This window comes from Spiroplasma endosymbiont of 'Nebria riversi' (assembly GCF_018831625.1).
GTDB lineage: Bacteria > Bacillota_I > Bacilli_A > Mycoplasmatales > Nriv7 > Nriv7.
Map to the genome: position 1 here is coordinate 1,273,121 of NZ_CP065193.1, position 15,265 is coordinate 1,288,385.

Here is a 15,265-nt window from a genome sequence, read left to right on the forward strand (position 1 = left end):
TGATCTAATGTTCCTAAAAATGTATGTTCCGATAGAGAAATTATCAATAAAACCCCAAATACAAGATCATTTAATGTACCTGCTTGTGAATATAATTAAAAATCAAAATTAGTATTTCAAATTACAACAGGATTAACTAAAAAAAAACAAGAAAATAAATTAAATGTTTGAAACATAAATTCTGATGATGAAATGAAATTAACAGATTTTACAAATATAAATAATAAAAATTCTGAAATCATTAATGTATTATCAAATGAATTTGATTTATCAAACACAAATAAACAAGAACAAGAAATGATTTTAAGTATTTTTAAGGAACCCACTTATAAATTTGAACTCAATCCTAATGAAAAATTAAAAATTACTTATCCAGTAAGAATAATTGAATCTGAAATTATATTAAATTTAAAACAAAAAATTACAGGAAATATTACTGCCAAAATAATTGATGACAACAATAAAGAACAAATAGTTACATTATCAATTACAGAAGTAATGCAAATTTTAAAAAAATATAGTTTATTACCCAATGAAATTACTATAGATAAAAACAATGATAAAATAACATTTAACGGTGAAGCATTTTTTTCATCAGAAAGAGAAGGGCCGGTAAGAACAAACACAGTTACTACTATAGTATAAGGTTTTATAAAAACGATATTAGCTATTTAGAACAATAATTTTAATTGAAACAAACACAATAAATTTATTGTGATAAAATAAGAATAATATTCACACTAGTAATTTTAATTAATTACTGGTTTTTTATTTTGACAAAATAAAAAAAATGAAAAAGTTTTTTAGTTATTTAAGGGGCTTGTCATCATAGACAACCACCTTTCTTGGGTAATAATTATAACAGTTTTTAAATTTGGTTATTAAAGGTTTTGACCTTCAATCTTTGTTATTATTTGTGTTCAAGTAGAATTTTTTAATATTGTCACTTTTAGATTAACGATTTCCTTTTTTTGAATATTACCGTTTTCAATTTCTTCATACTTGATATTAAAGTTGAGTTTTGTAAGTTCATCAAGAATATTTTCGTTTTTTGCGTGGTAATTATCTATTATGCTATGTATTGTCTTTTCGTTAATTGGAGATATTTTATCAATTTTTATTCAGTTTGGCATATTTATTGGTCATTGTTGTGTATGTATATATAAATCTCATTTTATATCAGTATTAGGTTTTTTTCATCTATTTTTTACTAAGTAAACAAATCCTTTTTTTAAGTTTAATTCATAAGTTTCTTCACTTTCTCTTTTATTTCTAATTAGTGATTGTGTTGTTATTTCATCATTGTTAATGTTTTGGGAAATAGTAAAAATGTTATTGAAACTAATAATTAACACGGTAAATATTTTCATAAACATTTTTATCACTCCTTTTTAAAATATTTTATTTTTCATTGTTCTTTTTAGTTTTAATCTTTTTTAATATAAAACGAATTAAGAAGTTTGCTATTTCTATTATGGTTACTCACACTAACGAATAACCTATAATCATTAACCTACCAATTGCTCCAAAATTTTTAATAAATTGTTGCAAATTTTCAATATCTGTATGTAATAATAAAACTATAATTAAAGATATGAATATAATGTAATTAAGTATTATTCGTCAATATTTTTTTAAAAAATTAATGAGTTTGTTTGATTTCATTTTTCAAGGCTCTTTTTGCTTTAATTTTCTGAATAATCAAGCGGATTAATTTTTCAAATTTAATTGCAAAATATATTGCTCCGCCTCATCAAAAAACAAATATTCCTGCGAGCATAATACCGCTATTGAACTTGCCAAAGAAATCAACCATCTGTTTATTCATAAAATTATTAAATTCGTCGCTTGTTCCAGTTATTCATTTAGTATCGATTACTGTTAATGCACAAATTAATAAGCTTATAAAAATGAAAATGATACTTAATACTATTTTTAACCACTGCTTTTTAAAAGAATTTTTAATTCTTAATTTTAATGGCATTTTTTCTTTTGAATTATCTTTTTTAAATAATTTGCCTAAAAGTTTTTTCATTTTAACTCTCCTTTCATGTTTTTTTATCGTCCTTTAATCACAATAAATAAAGCAATAAGTACACAAGTGACGCCAAGAATGGTAAAGATTGGATGTTGAGAAAATGTCTGAGCCATTGGTTTAAATAGTTCTAAAATTGTTAAATTGCTAGTAATAAACTTTTGGAAATTGGCAAGCCCTTCGCTAATATAGTTTGTTAAAGTTTCAAAATGACTACCAGCTAATAATCCAAGAACAGTTATTAAGATAAAAATAATAATTAATTTAAACATTTTTAGTTACCTTGTTTTGTTTTTATTGGTTTTATTTGTTTTTTAGCTTTTCCTCACGCACTTAAACGACCTTTATTTTTAACCGCATATTGGCGTTGTTTTTCTAAATTAACTTGTTGACTACCAAATCCAAGAATAATTGCCATAAGAAATTCTACAGCAAGCGTTAAGAATAAAGGAAATATTAGTTTAATTTTTGTTCCCGGTACTTCAAGACTTCAAATTAAATCAAAAATTTTATAAAGCATTTGGGCGAGAAAGTCGGCCATTTTTATGTTTCGTCAGCGTTCATATTCTTCAATGCTCGTAAAGGTACCATAGATGACTTTTAAGTAAGGGCGAAAAATATTAACTGGTTTTTTGCGAATTCCCACAATCACATTATTGGCAATATCACGAACTTTAACTCAAATATGTTTATCTCTTTGACCGCCGGCCAGCACAATATGACCAAAATGGCGTGCCAGAGCAAAATATTCTTGGATACCGGTTTCTTCGTTTTTGGTATTATTTTTTTCTCAATCAGTACCTTCAAGAAATAAATTGGTTTCATCTCATAAAAGTAAGGTTTTGTCTGGTAATACCGGATAATCAAAGTCTAATAATCCCGTATGACCTAAACTTAATTTTTGGGTTTCTAGTAACGGAAAGGTTGAGGCGATATGATATTTCTTCTTTTTTAGTAATTTTGATGCGTATACTAGAAAGGCAGTTTTTCCAGGTCCTAATGAACCAATAACGATGTTTAATGGTGAGTTTTTTAAGAAGTTAATAACTTTGTTAATTTGTGTTAAATTACCGATTTTAAAAAGAAAAATTAAAATACAACCCACTAAAAATAAATAGCTCACAATGTTTTTAAAATAACCGTTGTAAATATATCAAATTGCTCCGCAATGTCATAAAATTAAAAATGAGGTGCGATTTAATTCAATAAAATGGTTATTTTTTTCTATTATTCATTTGCAAAATTTCATCTTGCACATCACTTTATTTTTTTATTAGCGTGCCGCTCCAAGTAATTTTTCAAACATTTTAAAACAAATAAAGAATATTGCTAAAATAAATGGAAAAATGAAGATTCAGTAGTCAGCAAAGAAGTTACCGACTTATGGCATATTAACAGCAATAATTTCTCACATTTTAGTAAACGCCGTTATAATTGCATTTCATAATTTAGTCATCGCGTCACTAGCTGTTATTTTTTCTACTGTTGCTGGCGCATCGGCCAAGAAAGTTCCAATCATATAATCACCCCCTTTCTTTTTAAAACATTCATCATTTATATTCAAAGTTTTTCTTAAATTTGTTAAAACCACGATTAACCTTAACACGATTGTATTTTTTTCTAATTAATTTTGAATTTCTTTGTGAGTGCATCACAATGTAGCTTCGCGACATTACTTTTGCTTCTATCTAAATACTGATATCGTTTTTCAAAGTAGCATTATAATAAATCACACCATAATCGCTGTTAAGAATAAAAAAGCAATGTTTGCTATTAAAAGTCAAAGTGGTTTTTCGATTAAATTAATTTCTTCGCCACCAGTAATATGAACTGGAATAGTTGTAATTTGAATAAATAAATCTCAGAAAGTTTGTTTAATTTGTTCTCAATTAAATTCTTTTAAGTTTATTGTCATTTTTTATCTCCCAAAAATCATTTTTATTGGTAAATACATAATTGAAATTAAGGCGAAAAGAAAAATAATGATAATAATTAATCCGGCAATAAACGCAACTTGTGCAGGCATTTTTTCTATCGGAATAAACAGTTCTAAGAATTCCATGATAATTTTTCAAAACATTATTTTTTATCCGCGTTATTGTCTTTTGAATTAGGAGCTTTAACTCATTCTTCAAAGCGAGCAATAAATACTTTTTCGTCTTTTGTAAAATTACCAGTATTATTTTTAATGGCATTTTTATATTTAATTCGCATTTTTATTTTGGCATAAATTTTATAAGTAAAATATGCCAATAGCATGATGCTGATAATAATAAATATTATTCCAATCGCAATATTCATTTTTAAACTCCTTTAAAATAGTTATAATTTATATCTTTTTTGTTGTTTTCTTTTTCGGCAATGAAAAAGCCTAATAATTCTTGTCCTTTAATTAACTTGGTTTCATTTTCTTTTTTATTAATTGAAATTATTTGATATTTACTATCTTTTATTATTCCGATGCAAATAGAATTTTCATATTTTCCTTTATAAACAAATCGCTTTGGAAACCAAATACCGATTTGTTTATTAAATCACGGAATTTTTGGCGCTTTAATAAGCATTGCGTTTTGTGTTTCTTTTAAAAGATATTTCTTAGTATTTAAGAAAATGTTTTCAATGTTTTTCATAATAAATTACCTTTCTTATGAATAAACTAAGTTATATTAACTAAGTTGTTAGTTAACTTAGTTTTTTAAACACTTAAATATCGCAGATTTAAGTGTTTAACAAGCTTTGTTATTAAATTTTATTTTTTAATTAGATAAAGATTTTAATAATTTTAAACTTAGCACATCCCCTATATAGAAATTTCTACACTTTAATATCCGCATCCTACCCTTGGAACTAATTTAATAGCGTGTATTTTCGTGCATTTGTATTAAGTGATGATTTTTTTTATTTTATCAAGAGTTTTCTACAAAATTAAAACAAAAAATTTGTTTTAATTTTGTAGAAAACTCTTGATATTTATTGAATATACTTAATTTTAGGTATATTTTTAATATGATAGAGGTGGGTAATAATTATGGAAAAAATAATTCAAGAACTAGTAAATACTTTAACAGATGATCAATTTTTAGAATTTTATGAAAAAGTCAAACAACAAGCAGAATTAATAAAAAAACAAAAACGTTTAAATGAAATTGATCAAAAATTTAAAGCACAAGGTATTAAATGACCTAAATGTGAATCTTACCATTGCGTTAAAAATGGACATAATTCAGAAGGAAAACAAAAATATTTATGTAAAAATTGCCGTGCAAGTTTTGACGTTTTTCGTAATCATTTTATTTATTGAAGTCATTTAAATTATGAACAATGAAATTTATTGATTCAAATTTCATTGCTGGGGCAATCTAGTAAAACAATTTCTCGTTTTATTAAAACTACATTAAAAACTGCTTGATATAATCGTCAAAAATTAATGAAATCAAAACAATTAGAAAATACCCAATTAAAATTTAAAAAATTATCTGGTAAAATCCAAATCGATGAAACATTTATTAAAGAAATTCATAAAGGAAATTTCAAACATAAAACTGATCCACGAAGAATTCGCCTTGACCCATTCGCAACTAATACTAAATGCTGTATTCAAATAGCAGTTGATAATAATAACAATATTTATGTTAAATCCACAAGCACCAAACGTTTACAAAAACAATGAGTTATTGAAAATATGAACAAAGAATTAATTAACCAAAATTCAATTATTACTTATGATATGCAAAAATTATATTTTTTAGTAGCAAAACAAACAAATTCTACTTTATGTGTAACTAAAACAACAATTAATCCTGAAGCTAGTTATCGTAACTTAAATAAAATCAGTAAATTACAATCTAGTCTTAAAGAAGCCTTAATTCATTATCATGGTTTAGGTTTTACTAATATTCAAAATTATTTAAATCTCTAAAAATGAAAATACCAACATAAGGGTTTAACTCCAAACCAACAAACAGCGGTATTATATTTTAATGTATAAAAAATTAAAGTAAAAATAGTAATTTTACATAAAAGCCTTTTAAAATTATCAAGTTGATGATTTTTTTTTATTTTATCAAGATTTTTCGACAAAATTAAAAGATATTTTATTTTTCTTTTTTAAACAAGATAGGATATAATTAAATGAAGGAGGTTTTTTATAATGAGAAATTCTAATTTTGCATTTCGCCGTTTTTTTATAATTTTTGCTAATGTTTTTGTGTTTATTGGCGCGTTCTTTGTGTTAACGATGATTACTTTTTATACAATTGCAGCATTAAGAAATGAGATTACGGAGTTAACAGCCTATGATAATGATTTCCGTACGGTAATTACTGATATTATAAATAAGGGTTATTTTCCAGTTATGGCATTAATTATTTATATTGGAGCAATGCAATTAATTTATAGTGCTTTAATTATTAAATGAGCAATATCACTTAATGATGAGCAATTTATTAAACATCGTTGATTAATTTTAGTTTATAGTTTCTTTAATATGACATTTTTTACTGAATTTATGTTGCTTTCATTAGATCAAAAAAGAATTGAGACGGGTATTAAAGCGAAAAGAAAAATGGCACTACATGAATCAAGTGTTTTTGCTTTATCGGGTGCGATGTTAATAATTTTTACTGCTGTTTTATTATTGACAAAAAATCTTAATAGTGAAATTGTCAATATAAAACAACCCTTTGTTATTACTTTAAGTGTTGCTGGGGTATTCTTATTATTTGGGGTAGCGGGCTTATTGTCAATTAGTAAATTAAAAAATGTTAATTTACCAGATAGTAATTCTTTACAAAATGTGCCAGTAAAGTCGTTTAATGATCAGTTTGCTAAGTTAATGATTGGTTTTAGTATTATTTTTATATTACTTAAAATGCTTATTGTTCTTGTAATTAATACTATTGGTTATTTAAGTCAAATGTTTAGTCGTGAAAATCGTGGATTTTTTAGTAATATTGGAGCAACGATAAATTTAATTTTTATGTATACTATTGTTTATCAAGTATTTCAAGCATTACTTCAAAAAGATGATCAACCGCTAGTCATTGATTTATCAAATGTTGATACTAAAAGACAACACCAACGGTTTTAAGTAATTTATTATTTAATAATTTTCAAAACTGCTTCTTATTTTTATTAAGAAGCAGTTTTTATTTGGGTATGGGATAATATTATTAATTTTTAATTTTCTTTCATTTTTTTTGCGTTATAATAGCAACTAGATAGAAGGAATAAGACTTTTAATGCTCTATCAAAAAACTAAGAGGATCGTTAAACCACGAACAAATATTATTTTAATAGTTCTTGCAGGGTTAACAACTAAAATTAATAGTTTAAAGCAAACATTACCAAAAGAAAATATGATTTATTTTCAACAGCATCGCGCCATTGGATTTTTACGGGGTTACTAATTGAGAAAACAATCGTTTGGTTACGGCGGTTTTGAATACTAAGGATAATATGTATACAATAATTTTTTATAGTATTAAAAAGCAAAAGCCTGATTATAAATTAAGTGTAATTACTAATTTTCATATGATTGAAAATATGTTGGAAAAATTTTTGTTAGATGAGTTTATTTTTAAGGACACCATTAATTATGTTGATGTTAATATTAATGAATATCAACTATTAACTATTTACGATGATGAAATGTATGATATTGGTATTAAACAAGGTTTTAATACTAATTAGTATGCTTCATTATTGCAAGAAAAAGTTATTGCTATTAATGAAATGATTTTGAAAAATCTCCAATCAACAGTTATTATTACTTCAACATCTGGTGGATATCATCAAGGAGTTGAGAATCAAGGCGGATTAGATTCGCGTGAATTAGTTATTCCTTTAAATATAATTGATAGTCATTTACAAGGAAAAACTCATAAAATTGTTAGACCAACTAGTAATGTTGATATTGCATCAATAATTGCTTATTTAATTGGTGTTGATTTAGTTCAAGCTTCAACGACTAATATTTATGAGGTTTTGCATAAGGTAGGAATAAAATATGTTGAATAATATTAAGTATATTGTTATTTTTGGGTTGGATGCTTATGGATCATATTTACTAGAAGATGATGCCGGAAGTACTTTTAAAATGTTAATGGAAAAAGGCGCATATTAGTTAAATAGTCGGAGTATTGTTCCGATTATGTCTAGTGTTAACTGAACATAATTATTATGTGGGACCGCACCTAATTTTCATGGGCGTACGCAATGAGATTCCGAAACGGGTGACACAAAAAGTGTTTATGATTATGTTAATAATAAAAATGTCCCTAGTATTTTTACATTATTTAAAAAGCAAATTAATTTGAAAACAGCAGCATTTTTTCGATGATTGCAATTCCAATATATTTTAGATGTTAATTCATTAGATTATTGAATTAATGTGATGGTTAAAGATATTGATTCTTGAAAACCAACTAAGAAAACTATTTGAATTAGTAGTAATGATAACATCAAACCTAATCAGATGATTATTGTCAATATTTAATTGCTAAAAAACCAGAATTATCTTTTGTTTATGTTAATGAACCAGATACTGTTGGACATAAGATTGGTCATCAAACAATAGAAATTAAAGCAATGGCGATGCAAGTTGATTTGTGATTTAAACAGGTTTTAGAAACGATTAGTCATATTCCCGAAATGAAAGATAATATATTTGTTTTTATTGCTGATCATGGTAGTAAAGGTCAAGGTGATGATTGTCACGGTAATTTTAATGATTATGAGATTAAAGTACCAGTGTTCTTTTATGGTGCTGGTGTTAAAAATACAGGGCATTTTTTAGAACAAACTATTCAATATGATATTATACAGCCACATTGGCGTGATTAATGGAGTTGGATAGGCCTGATTATTGACAAGGAAGAGTTATTTATTCACCATTTATTAGTTATCAAGAATATTATGAGGATATGATATCGGAATGTTAATTATTGAACAAAAAGACTTAAATTTATTTCGAATTATGCATAATGATAAATGATTGTATAAGGTTTTTTCTTTGCCCAAAGCATTGCAAATTGCTAAAGAATATCAAAAGAAAATTAATAAAGCGTTAACAATTAAAATAATTTTACAAAATTAATAATTAGAAAGTAATTGATTAAAAGCTGATAGAAAATTTTGGTAATAGTACTCTTAGTAAAGAATACTATTTTATTTGCTTTTAATTAATTTATATATATTGGATAGGTTGCAATAATTTGGACCATATTTATGTGGACTTTCAAATAAAATAAAATTATTAAGAAGGTGTAGGAAGATAAAAATGGGGAAAAACTCATATTCAAATGAATTTAGAAAATGACATTCTACATAAAAAGTGTCCTAAAAAGGGTTGCCATACCACATTTTTAACGCAATGGTAAGATTCGCATTTAGGGCGTTTAATACCTTGTGCTCTAAATTTTTGATCAATTTAATTTAAACGTTTTTGTTTTTTTATTAATTCTGCTTGTTGTTTGACTTTTTCATAAAATTCTACAAATTGATCATCTGTTAAAATATTTACTAGTTCTTGAATTATTTTTTCCATAATTATTATCCACCTCTATCATATTAAAAATATACCTAAAATTAAGTATATTCAATAAATATCAAGATTTTTCTACAAAATTAAAAAAAAATTATTAATTATTATTAAATTTTAAATAAATATATATTAATTTTATATTTTTACTTACTTAAATCTATTATATTTATTTGTTACAATATTACCTTTATAATTAATTCAACTATCATCATTTTTATTATTATATTTATTTCATAATGAATTTTTATATATTTCTTTTCTGATTTCTATTTCTGAATTAATACTTTCATTAATGTAATGTAATACATTTAATTTGTTTAAATTTGCCATTCTTAAATGTAATAGGTTATTTAAATTCTTATGATTATATATTTTTGCTCCATATCCTAATTGTTGTTTTATTAAATGTGATACATCACTTTCAATGCTACAACCGATATTTCATTATAAATTTTGATTATGAATACCTTGCTTATTATTACTGAAATAATTACTCGCCTTTCTTAAATTTTTTTTAATATCTTTATTTAATTCATTTTCTAGCAATATTACGAATGTTTTTGATTAATTATTGATGATTTCCATCCTTATATAATTTAATTTAACTATTTAGTGTTACTTTGCGATTTTCAAAAATAATATTAAATGCGGTTTGTTTTAATTTTTTAATAGCATGATAACCATCTAAAATATATCTAACATTACCAAAACTATTGGCAATTTCTCTAATTCAAGCATCACCACCCCCACAAACAATTATTTTGTCATAATTAATATTTACATAATGTTTTTGTAATTCCTTAATTAATAAATCACGATAATCCATCGTATTTATTCGTTTACCAACTTTTAACATTAGAAAATGACAGTCTACATAAAAAGTGTCCAAAAAAGGGTTGCCATACCATATGAAAAAATAATTACTGATCTTAATAAAAAACTTAAAGAAAATTCAGGTAAGTATGAGAAAGTAACTAATATCGGAAAAAATGAATTTATTAACTATTGATATGATGAAAACGAAAAACAAATATATTATAAAAGTAACAACGAAAAAAGAATCATTGATATCAATATCCCTCAATTAAAAGCACCAAATATCAAAATAGATTCAATTAAAATTAAAGAAGTAAATGTTGGTTATAATACCAATAAAGATTCTATCCATTATGAAAATATTTGAAGTCAAGAAACTAGTCAAGGTATTAAACAACTAAACATCATTAAAAATCATTTTCAACAACAAAAAGCTTTTACAGTAACATGAAATGCTAGCCTTAATTATGAGGATACTGGTTATGTTTGAACTAACGCCTATTCTGGCGATTTAGACTGAGGCAAAGGTCAATCGATAGATGAATTCTTTTCTGCCGGGAATGTTAACCATAAAGAATATTTCTATCAAAAAAGCTTTTGATTTAACATTACCTATGAGGTAGAAACATTAATTGATGATGAAAATATCAATACACAAATAAAAGATTACGAAAAATTCATTAATGAAATTAATAAAGAGATTAAAAGTCTTAAAAATATCATTAAATCTTAATATTTAAATAATGTTGTCACATTACGCTAAGAATATAATTCTTAGCGTAATTTTTAATTACTCAATAATAAAATATATAGATTAATTAAAAAATTAACTAAAACTTCTTTATAATTAGAATATAACATTGAGGGTATAGTTCAATGGTAGAACGTTAGTCTCCAAAACTAAATGTTGTGGGTTCGAGCCCTACTACCCTCGCCAATTATTAAATTACACCAATTTTGATTGACAATACATATTATCCAATTTATAATTATTATAAATAATTAGTACTAAAAATTATTATCAATTAAGATTATGGAGAAAAATATGCTCAAAGAAAAACATATTATATTTAAAATTACCATTTCATCAATGGCATTAGGGTTAGCACTAGCATTATCAATGCTAGAAATTCCTATTCCCTTACCTAACTTACCAGCAGCCAACTTTGAAATTGGTGATACCCTAATTTTATTAGTTATTCCATTAATTGGTCCTTGATTTGCAATGCTAATTGGTGCAATTAAACCTTGATTACATATGATAATTCCCCACCACATTGCTCACGGTAATATTGTTGTTAGTGCCGCAATGGGAATGATGTTAAATGCCCTCGTTATTGGACTATATTTTCTATTAAACTGAATATGGAAAAGATTATTTCACAAAGAAAACATTTATGCTAAATGCACCAGTATTCTTATTTGTTGTTTAGCAACTGCATTATTTGCTGCTGTAAATGCTCAATTGTGAGCTGCTGATGCTTTAGGTTTTCATACACATACTCATCCAATAATAATAATTAATAAATGTAAGAATTTTTCTCTTCATGACCCAATCAAAGAAATACCCAAGCAACCACTAAAAACACAAATGCTAATTTTTTATGGCATTTATGGGGGGTTCATTTTTGTAAAATATCTCATCACCTTTGGTGTAATATTAATTCTGGAAAAGCCAATCTTACGATATGCTGAATCAGCTCACTATTCTTATCACCAAAGAGAAAAAGAAAAAGCAGAAGAAAAGAAACACAAGAAAGTAAATAAATAAAAAATATAGAATTATGTATGTTGATGTTCATAATTCTATATTTTGGTATGGCAACCCTTTTTTGGACACTTTTTATGTAGACTGTCATTTTCTAAATTCAACAGGCGTTAAATAATTTAGGCTGCCGTGAATTCGAATGTTGTTATATCAATTAATAAAATCAAATAATTCGTATTTTAATTATGTTAAATTTTCAAATTTTTTACCCTCAATAAATTCCGTTTTAAAGGTTTTGTAAGTTGTTTCAGCCACAGCATTGTCATAAGGACAACCCTTCGCGCTCAATGATCTTTTAATATTAAAAGTGCTTAAAATTTCATCAATGATTTTATTTTTGAAATCATTACCACGACCAGTATGAAATAAAGTTATTTTATTTAATGGTCGTGTTATTTTATGAAAAGATTGTTGAACTAGTTCAGCGGTTTTGTTTGGTCCGGCACTATAGCCAATTATTTCTCGATTAAACAAGTCAATCAATAAACAAATATAATATTATTTGCCTCCAACTTGCACATATGTTAAATCACTAACAACAACTTCATTAGGTTTTTTGTTATTAAATTGACGATTTAAAACATTACTAATTTGGTCATTATTAACCATTTTTTTATGATTATGATATTTTAATTTGGTGTATTTAGAAACCAAATTATTTTTGATCATAAGGAATCTGATTTTTCGACGTGATAAGATAATATCTTTTCTCATTAAAACAGCTTTAATTTTACGACTTTTATTAAATGCACTGATAACTTCTTCTTCATAATTATTAACATTATACTTAAAACAATTATTAGTTTGATAATAATATGTTGATTTTGCCATTTTTAATATTTGACACATTTTTAGCACGGAATATTTTTCTTTATTATTGTTAATAATTCCTATTTTTTTGGATAGGTTACAATAAGTTGGACCATATTTATGTGGACTTTCAAATAAAATAAAATTATTGATGAAATTTTAAGCACTTTTAATATTAAAAGATCATTGAGTGCGAAGGGTTGTCCTTATGACAATGCTGTGGCTGAAACAACTTACAAAACTTTTAAAACGGAATTTATTGAGGGTAAAAAATTTGAAAATTTAACATAATTAAAATACGAATTATTTGATTTTGTTAATTGATATAACAACATTCGAATTCACGGCAGCCCAAATTATTTAACGCCTGTTGAATTTAGAAAACAACAGTCTACATAAAAAGTGTCCAAAAAAGCGTTGCCATACCAAATTTTTTCATATTAATTAAATCCCTTTCGTGAATTTTTACTAATTAATAAAATTTATAACACCTTTTCTTTTCTCCAAAAATTAATTACTGGACAGATTACAATAAGTTGGACCATATTTATGTGGACTTTCAAATAAAATAAAATTATTAAGAAAGTAGGAAGATAAAAATGGGAAAAACTCATATTCAAATGAATTTAAAAAACAAATTGTCATGCTTTATCAAAACGGAAAAAGCATTGTTGAAATTATTAAAGAATACGGAATTTCAAAATCAGCCATATATCAGTGAATTGAAAATTTTAATAATTTTGGGTCATTTAAAGTGCAAGATAATCGCACTGTCGAAGAAAATGAATTAATTTACTTGCGAAAAGAAAACCAACAATTACGAATGGAAAATGACATTTTAAAGCAAGCAGCACTGATAATTGGCAAAAAATAGGAATTATTAACAATAATAAAGAAAAATATTCCGCGCTAAAAATGTGTCAAATATTAAAAATAGCAAAATCAACATATTATTTTAATTTTGTAAAAAACTCTTGATATTTATTGAATATACTTAATTTTAGGTATATTTTTAATATGATAGAGGTGGGTAATAATTATGGAAAAAATAATTCAAGAACTAGTAAATACTTTAACAGATGATCAATTTTTAGAATTTTATGAAAAAGTCAAACAACAAGCAGAATTAATAAAAAAACAAAAACGTTTAAATGAAATTAATCAAAAATTTAGAGCACACGGTATTAAATGCCCTAAATGTGAATCTTACCATTGCGTTAAAAATGGACATAATTCAGAATGAAAACAAAAATATTTATGTAAAAATTGCCGTGCAAGTTTTGACGCTTTCCGTAATCATTTTTATTTATTGAAGTCATTTAAATTATGAACAATGAAATTTATTGATTCAAATTTCATTGCTGGGGCAATCTAGTAAAACAATTTCTAGTTTTATTAAAACTACATTAAAAACTGCTTGATATAATCGTCAAAAATTAATGAAATCAAAAAAATTAGAAAATACCCAATTAAAATTTAAAAAATTATCTGGTAAAATCCAAATCGATGAAACATTTATTAAAGAAATTCATAAAGGAAATTTCAAACATAAAACTGATCCACGAAGAATTCACCTTGACCCATTCGCAACTAATACTAAATGCTGTATTCAAATGGCAGTTGATAATAATAACAATATTTATGTTAAATCCACAAACACCAAACGTTTACAAAAACAATGAGTTATTGAAAATATGAACAAAGAATTAATTAACCAAAATTCAATTATTACTTCTGATATGAAAAAATTATATTTTTTAGTAGCAAAACAAACAAATTCTACTTTATGTGTAACTAAAACAACAATTAATCCTGAAGCTAGTTATCGTAACTTAAATAAAATCAGTAAATTACAATCTAGTCTTAAAGAAGCCTTAATTCATTATCATGGTTTAGGTTTTACTAATATTCAAAATTATTTAAATCTCTGAAAATGAAAATACCAACATAAGGGTTTAACTCCAAACCAACAAACAGCGGTATTATATTTTAATGTATAAAAAATTAAAGTAAAAATAGTAATTTTACATAAAAGCCTTTTAAAATTATCAAGTTGATGATTTTTTTTTATTTTATCAAGAGTTTTCTACAAAATTAAAATAATTTTTATTGTGTAAAAATTCAATAATATGATAGAATGGTAATGAATAAAAATGACAATAACAAGAAAGGCAGGGTTAGTTTAGTAATTAAATAATATAATTAGCTGATTGTTTTACTTCTTCAAAACAATACCTAAGAAAACTAAACGCGACCCTAAATTATAAAAAGATGTAATTTGTTGTAAAATTAA

24 protein-coding genes, 1 tRNA gene and 2 pseudogenes are annotated in these 15,265 nt (G+C 25.0%); 15 read left to right on the forward strand and 12 right to left on the reverse strand.

The annotated features are described in order from the left end of the window. The first annotated feature begins 192 nt into the window (after positions 1-192). Positions 193-645, forward strand: a complete 453-nt coding sequence (locus tag I5Q57_RS08240; RefSeq protein ID WP_215826076.1) for a hypothetical protein — start codon at positions 193-195, stop codon at positions 643-645. 236 nt (positions 646-881) lie between these two features. Here the strand turns inward: I5Q57_RS08240 and I5Q57_RS08245 are convergent, their stop codons facing one another. The 8 genes from I5Q57_RS08245 to I5Q57_RS08280 form a co-directional block, all read right to left on the reverse strand. Then, positions 882-1,376: a hypothetical protein gene (locus tag I5Q57_RS08245; RefSeq protein ID WP_215826077.1), complete on the reverse strand. Its 495-nt coding sequence runs from the start codon at positions 1,374-1,376 to the stop codon at positions 882-884. Positions 1,377-1,642: 266 nt separating this feature from the next. Further along, positions 1,643-2,035 (reverse strand): hypothetical protein, encoded by a 393-nt coding sequence (locus I5Q57_RS08250; RefSeq protein ID WP_215826078.1) that lies wholly within the window; start codon positions 2,033-2,035, stop codon positions 1,643-1,645. A gap of 23 nt (positions 2,036-2,058) precedes the next feature. Then, positions 2,059-2,307, reverse strand: a complete 249-nt coding sequence (locus I5Q57_RS08255) for a hypothetical protein (protein ID WP_215826079.1) — start codon at positions 2,305-2,307, stop codon at positions 2,059-2,061. A 2-nt stretch (positions 2,308-2,309) separates the two neighbouring features. After that, positions 2,310-3,284 (reverse strand): hypothetical protein, encoded by a 975-nt coding sequence (locus I5Q57_RS08260; protein WP_215826080.1) that lies wholly within the window; start codon positions 3,282-3,284, stop codon positions 2,310-2,312. Positions 3,285-3,416: 132 nt separating this feature from the next. Next, complete coding sequence (locus I5Q57_RS08265; RefSeq protein WP_215826081.1) at positions 3,417-3,554, reverse strand: hypothetical protein; 138 nt, start codon at positions 3,552-3,554, stop codon at positions 3,417-3,419. A 165-nt stretch (positions 3,555-3,719) separates the two neighbouring features. Further along, positions 3,720-3,950 carry a hypothetical protein gene (locus I5Q57_RS08270; RefSeq protein ID WP_215826082.1) on the reverse strand — a complete coding sequence of 77 codons (231 nt, stop codon included), beginning with the start codon at positions 3,948-3,950 and terminating at the stop codon, positions 3,720-3,722. Positions 3,951-4,114: 164 nt separating this feature from the next. Next, a complete protein-coding gene (locus I5Q57_RS08275; protein WP_215826083.1) occupies positions 4,115-4,336 on the reverse strand; it encodes a hypothetical protein in 222 nt (73 codons plus the stop codon). 2 nt (positions 4,337-4,338) lie between these two features. Further along, positions 4,339-4,665 (reverse strand): hypothetical protein, encoded by a 327-nt coding sequence (locus tag I5Q57_RS08280; RefSeq protein WP_215826084.1) that lies wholly within the window; start codon positions 4,663-4,665, stop codon positions 4,339-4,341. Between the two features lie 398 nt (positions 4,666-5,063). Between I5Q57_RS08280 and I5Q57_RS08285 the strand changes: the two genes are divergently transcribed. From I5Q57_RS08285 to I5Q57_RS08315, 7 genes are all read left to right on the forward strand, one after another. After that, positions 5,064-5,954, forward strand: a complete 891-nt coding sequence (locus I5Q57_RS08285; protein ID WP_215826085.1) for an IS1/IS1595 family N-terminal zinc-binding domain-containing protein — start codon at positions 5,064-5,066, stop codon at positions 5,952-5,954. Positions 5,955-6,185: 231 nt separating this feature from the next. Continuing rightward, positions 6,186-7,124: a hypothetical protein gene (locus I5Q57_RS08290; RefSeq protein WP_215826086.1), complete on the forward strand. Its 939-nt coding sequence runs from the start codon at positions 6,186-6,188 to the stop codon at positions 7,122-7,124. A gap of 296 nt (positions 7,125-7,420) precedes the next feature. Next, complete coding sequence (locus I5Q57_RS08295; RefSeq protein ID WP_215826087.1) at positions 7,421-7,726, forward strand: hypothetical protein; 306 nt, start codon at positions 7,421-7,423, stop codon at positions 7,724-7,726. A 12-nt stretch (positions 7,727-7,738) separates the two neighbouring features. Then, complete coding sequence (locus tag I5Q57_RS08300; RefSeq protein ID WP_215826088.1) at positions 7,739-8,053, forward strand: hypothetical protein; 315 nt, start codon at positions 7,739-7,741, stop codon at positions 8,051-8,053. A gap of 322 nt (positions 8,054-8,375) precedes the next feature. Further along, positions 8,376-8,531 carry a hypothetical protein gene (locus tag I5Q57_RS08305; protein ID WP_215826089.1) on the forward strand — a complete coding sequence of 52 codons (156 nt, stop codon included), beginning with the start codon at positions 8,376-8,378 and terminating at the stop codon, positions 8,529-8,531. A 17-nt stretch (positions 8,532-8,548) separates the two neighbouring features. After that, positions 8,549-8,878 carry an alkaline phosphatase family protein gene (locus I5Q57_RS08310; protein WP_256444938.1) on the forward strand — a complete coding sequence of 110 codons (330 nt, stop codon included), beginning with the start codon at positions 8,549-8,551 and terminating at the stop codon, positions 8,876-8,878. Positions 8,879-8,969: 91 nt separating this feature from the next. Next, the gene (locus tag I5Q57_RS08315; protein WP_215826090.1) at positions 8,970-9,131 is read left to right on the forward strand and encodes a hypothetical protein; all 162 of its coding nucleotides are present in this window, start codon (positions 8,970-8,972) and stop codon (positions 9,129-9,131) included. 594 nt (positions 9,132-9,725) lie between these two features. On the opposite strand, the gene I5Q57_RS08320 is transcribed toward I5Q57_RS08315, so the two are convergent. Together I5Q57_RS08320 and I5Q57_RS08325 are read right to left on the reverse strand one after the other, a co-directional pair. Further along, positions 9,726-9,908 carry a hypothetical protein gene (locus I5Q57_RS08320; protein ID WP_215825554.1) on the reverse strand — a complete coding sequence of 61 codons (183 nt, stop codon included), beginning with the start codon at positions 9,906-9,908 and terminating at the stop codon, positions 9,726-9,728. Between the two features lie 271 nt (positions 9,909-10,179). Beyond that, positions 10,180-10,434 carry a hypothetical protein gene (locus tag I5Q57_RS08325; protein WP_215826091.1) on the reverse strand — a complete coding sequence of 85 codons (255 nt, stop codon included), beginning with the start codon at positions 10,432-10,434 and terminating at the stop codon, positions 10,180-10,182. Positions 10,435-10,440: 6 nt separating this feature from the next. Here I5Q57_RS08325 and I5Q57_RS08330 point away from each other — a divergent pair, with 6 nt between their 5' ends. The 3 genes from I5Q57_RS08330 to I5Q57_RS08340 all read left to right on the forward strand — a co-directional run bounded on the left by I5Q57_RS08330 (position 10,441) and on the right by I5Q57_RS08340 (position 12,165). Beyond that, on the forward strand, positions 10,441-11,127 hold the full coding sequence (locus I5Q57_RS08330; protein ID WP_215826092.1) for a hypothetical protein: 687 nt from the start codon (positions 10,441-10,443) through the stop codon (positions 11,125-11,127). A 129-nt stretch (positions 11,128-11,256) separates the two neighbouring features. Further along, positions 11,257-11,331 (forward strand) — tRNA-Trp (locus I5Q57_RS08335). Positions 11,332-11,427: 96 nt separating this feature from the next. Then, positions 11,428-12,165: a hypothetical protein gene (locus tag I5Q57_RS08340; RefSeq protein WP_215826093.1), complete on the forward strand. Its 738-nt coding sequence runs from the start codon at positions 11,428-11,430 to the stop codon at positions 12,163-12,165. A 180-nt stretch (positions 12,166-12,345) separates the two neighbouring features. Here I5Q57_RS08340 and I5Q57_RS08345 read toward each other — a convergent pair whose 3' ends face one another. Together I5Q57_RS08345 and I5Q57_RS08350 are read right to left on the reverse strand one after the other, a co-directional pair. Further along, positions 12,346-12,654: a DDE-type integrase/transposase/recombinase gene (locus I5Q57_RS08345; protein ID WP_369806579.1), complete on the reverse strand. Its 309-nt coding sequence runs from the start codon at positions 12,652-12,654 to the stop codon at positions 12,346-12,348. Positions 12,655-12,660: 6 nt separating this feature from the next. Next, positions 12,661-13,011 carry a hypothetical protein gene (locus I5Q57_RS08350; protein ID WP_215826095.1) on the reverse strand — a complete coding sequence of 117 codons (351 nt, stop codon included), beginning with the start codon at positions 13,009-13,011 and terminating at the stop codon, positions 12,661-12,663. A 99-nt stretch (positions 13,012-13,110) separates the two neighbouring features. Here I5Q57_RS08350 and I5Q57_RS09520 point away from each other — a divergent pair. From I5Q57_RS09520 to I5Q57_RS10170, 4 genes and pseudogenes are all read left to right on the forward strand, one after another. Then, a pseudogene (locus I5Q57_RS09520) lies at positions 13,111-13,371 on the forward strand (IS3 family transposase); the annotation flags it as partial. A 226-nt stretch (positions 13,372-13,597) separates the two neighbouring features. Further along, a pseudogene (locus I5Q57_RS08355) lies at positions 13,598-13,846 on the forward strand (transposase); the annotation flags it as partial. A gap of 165 nt (positions 13,847-14,011) precedes the next feature. Beyond that, a complete protein-coding gene (locus tag I5Q57_RS10165) occupies positions 14,012-14,347 on the forward strand; it encodes an IS1/IS1595 family N-terminal zinc-binding domain-containing protein (protein ID WP_440137647.1) in 336 nt (111 codons plus the stop codon). Between the two features lie 64 nt (positions 14,348-14,411). Beyond that, positions 14,412-14,972 (forward strand): transposase, encoded by a 561-nt coding sequence (locus tag I5Q57_RS10170; RefSeq protein WP_501985961.1) that lies wholly within the window; start codon positions 14,412-14,414, stop codon positions 14,970-14,972. Positions 14,973-15,265: the final 293 nt, after the last annotated feature.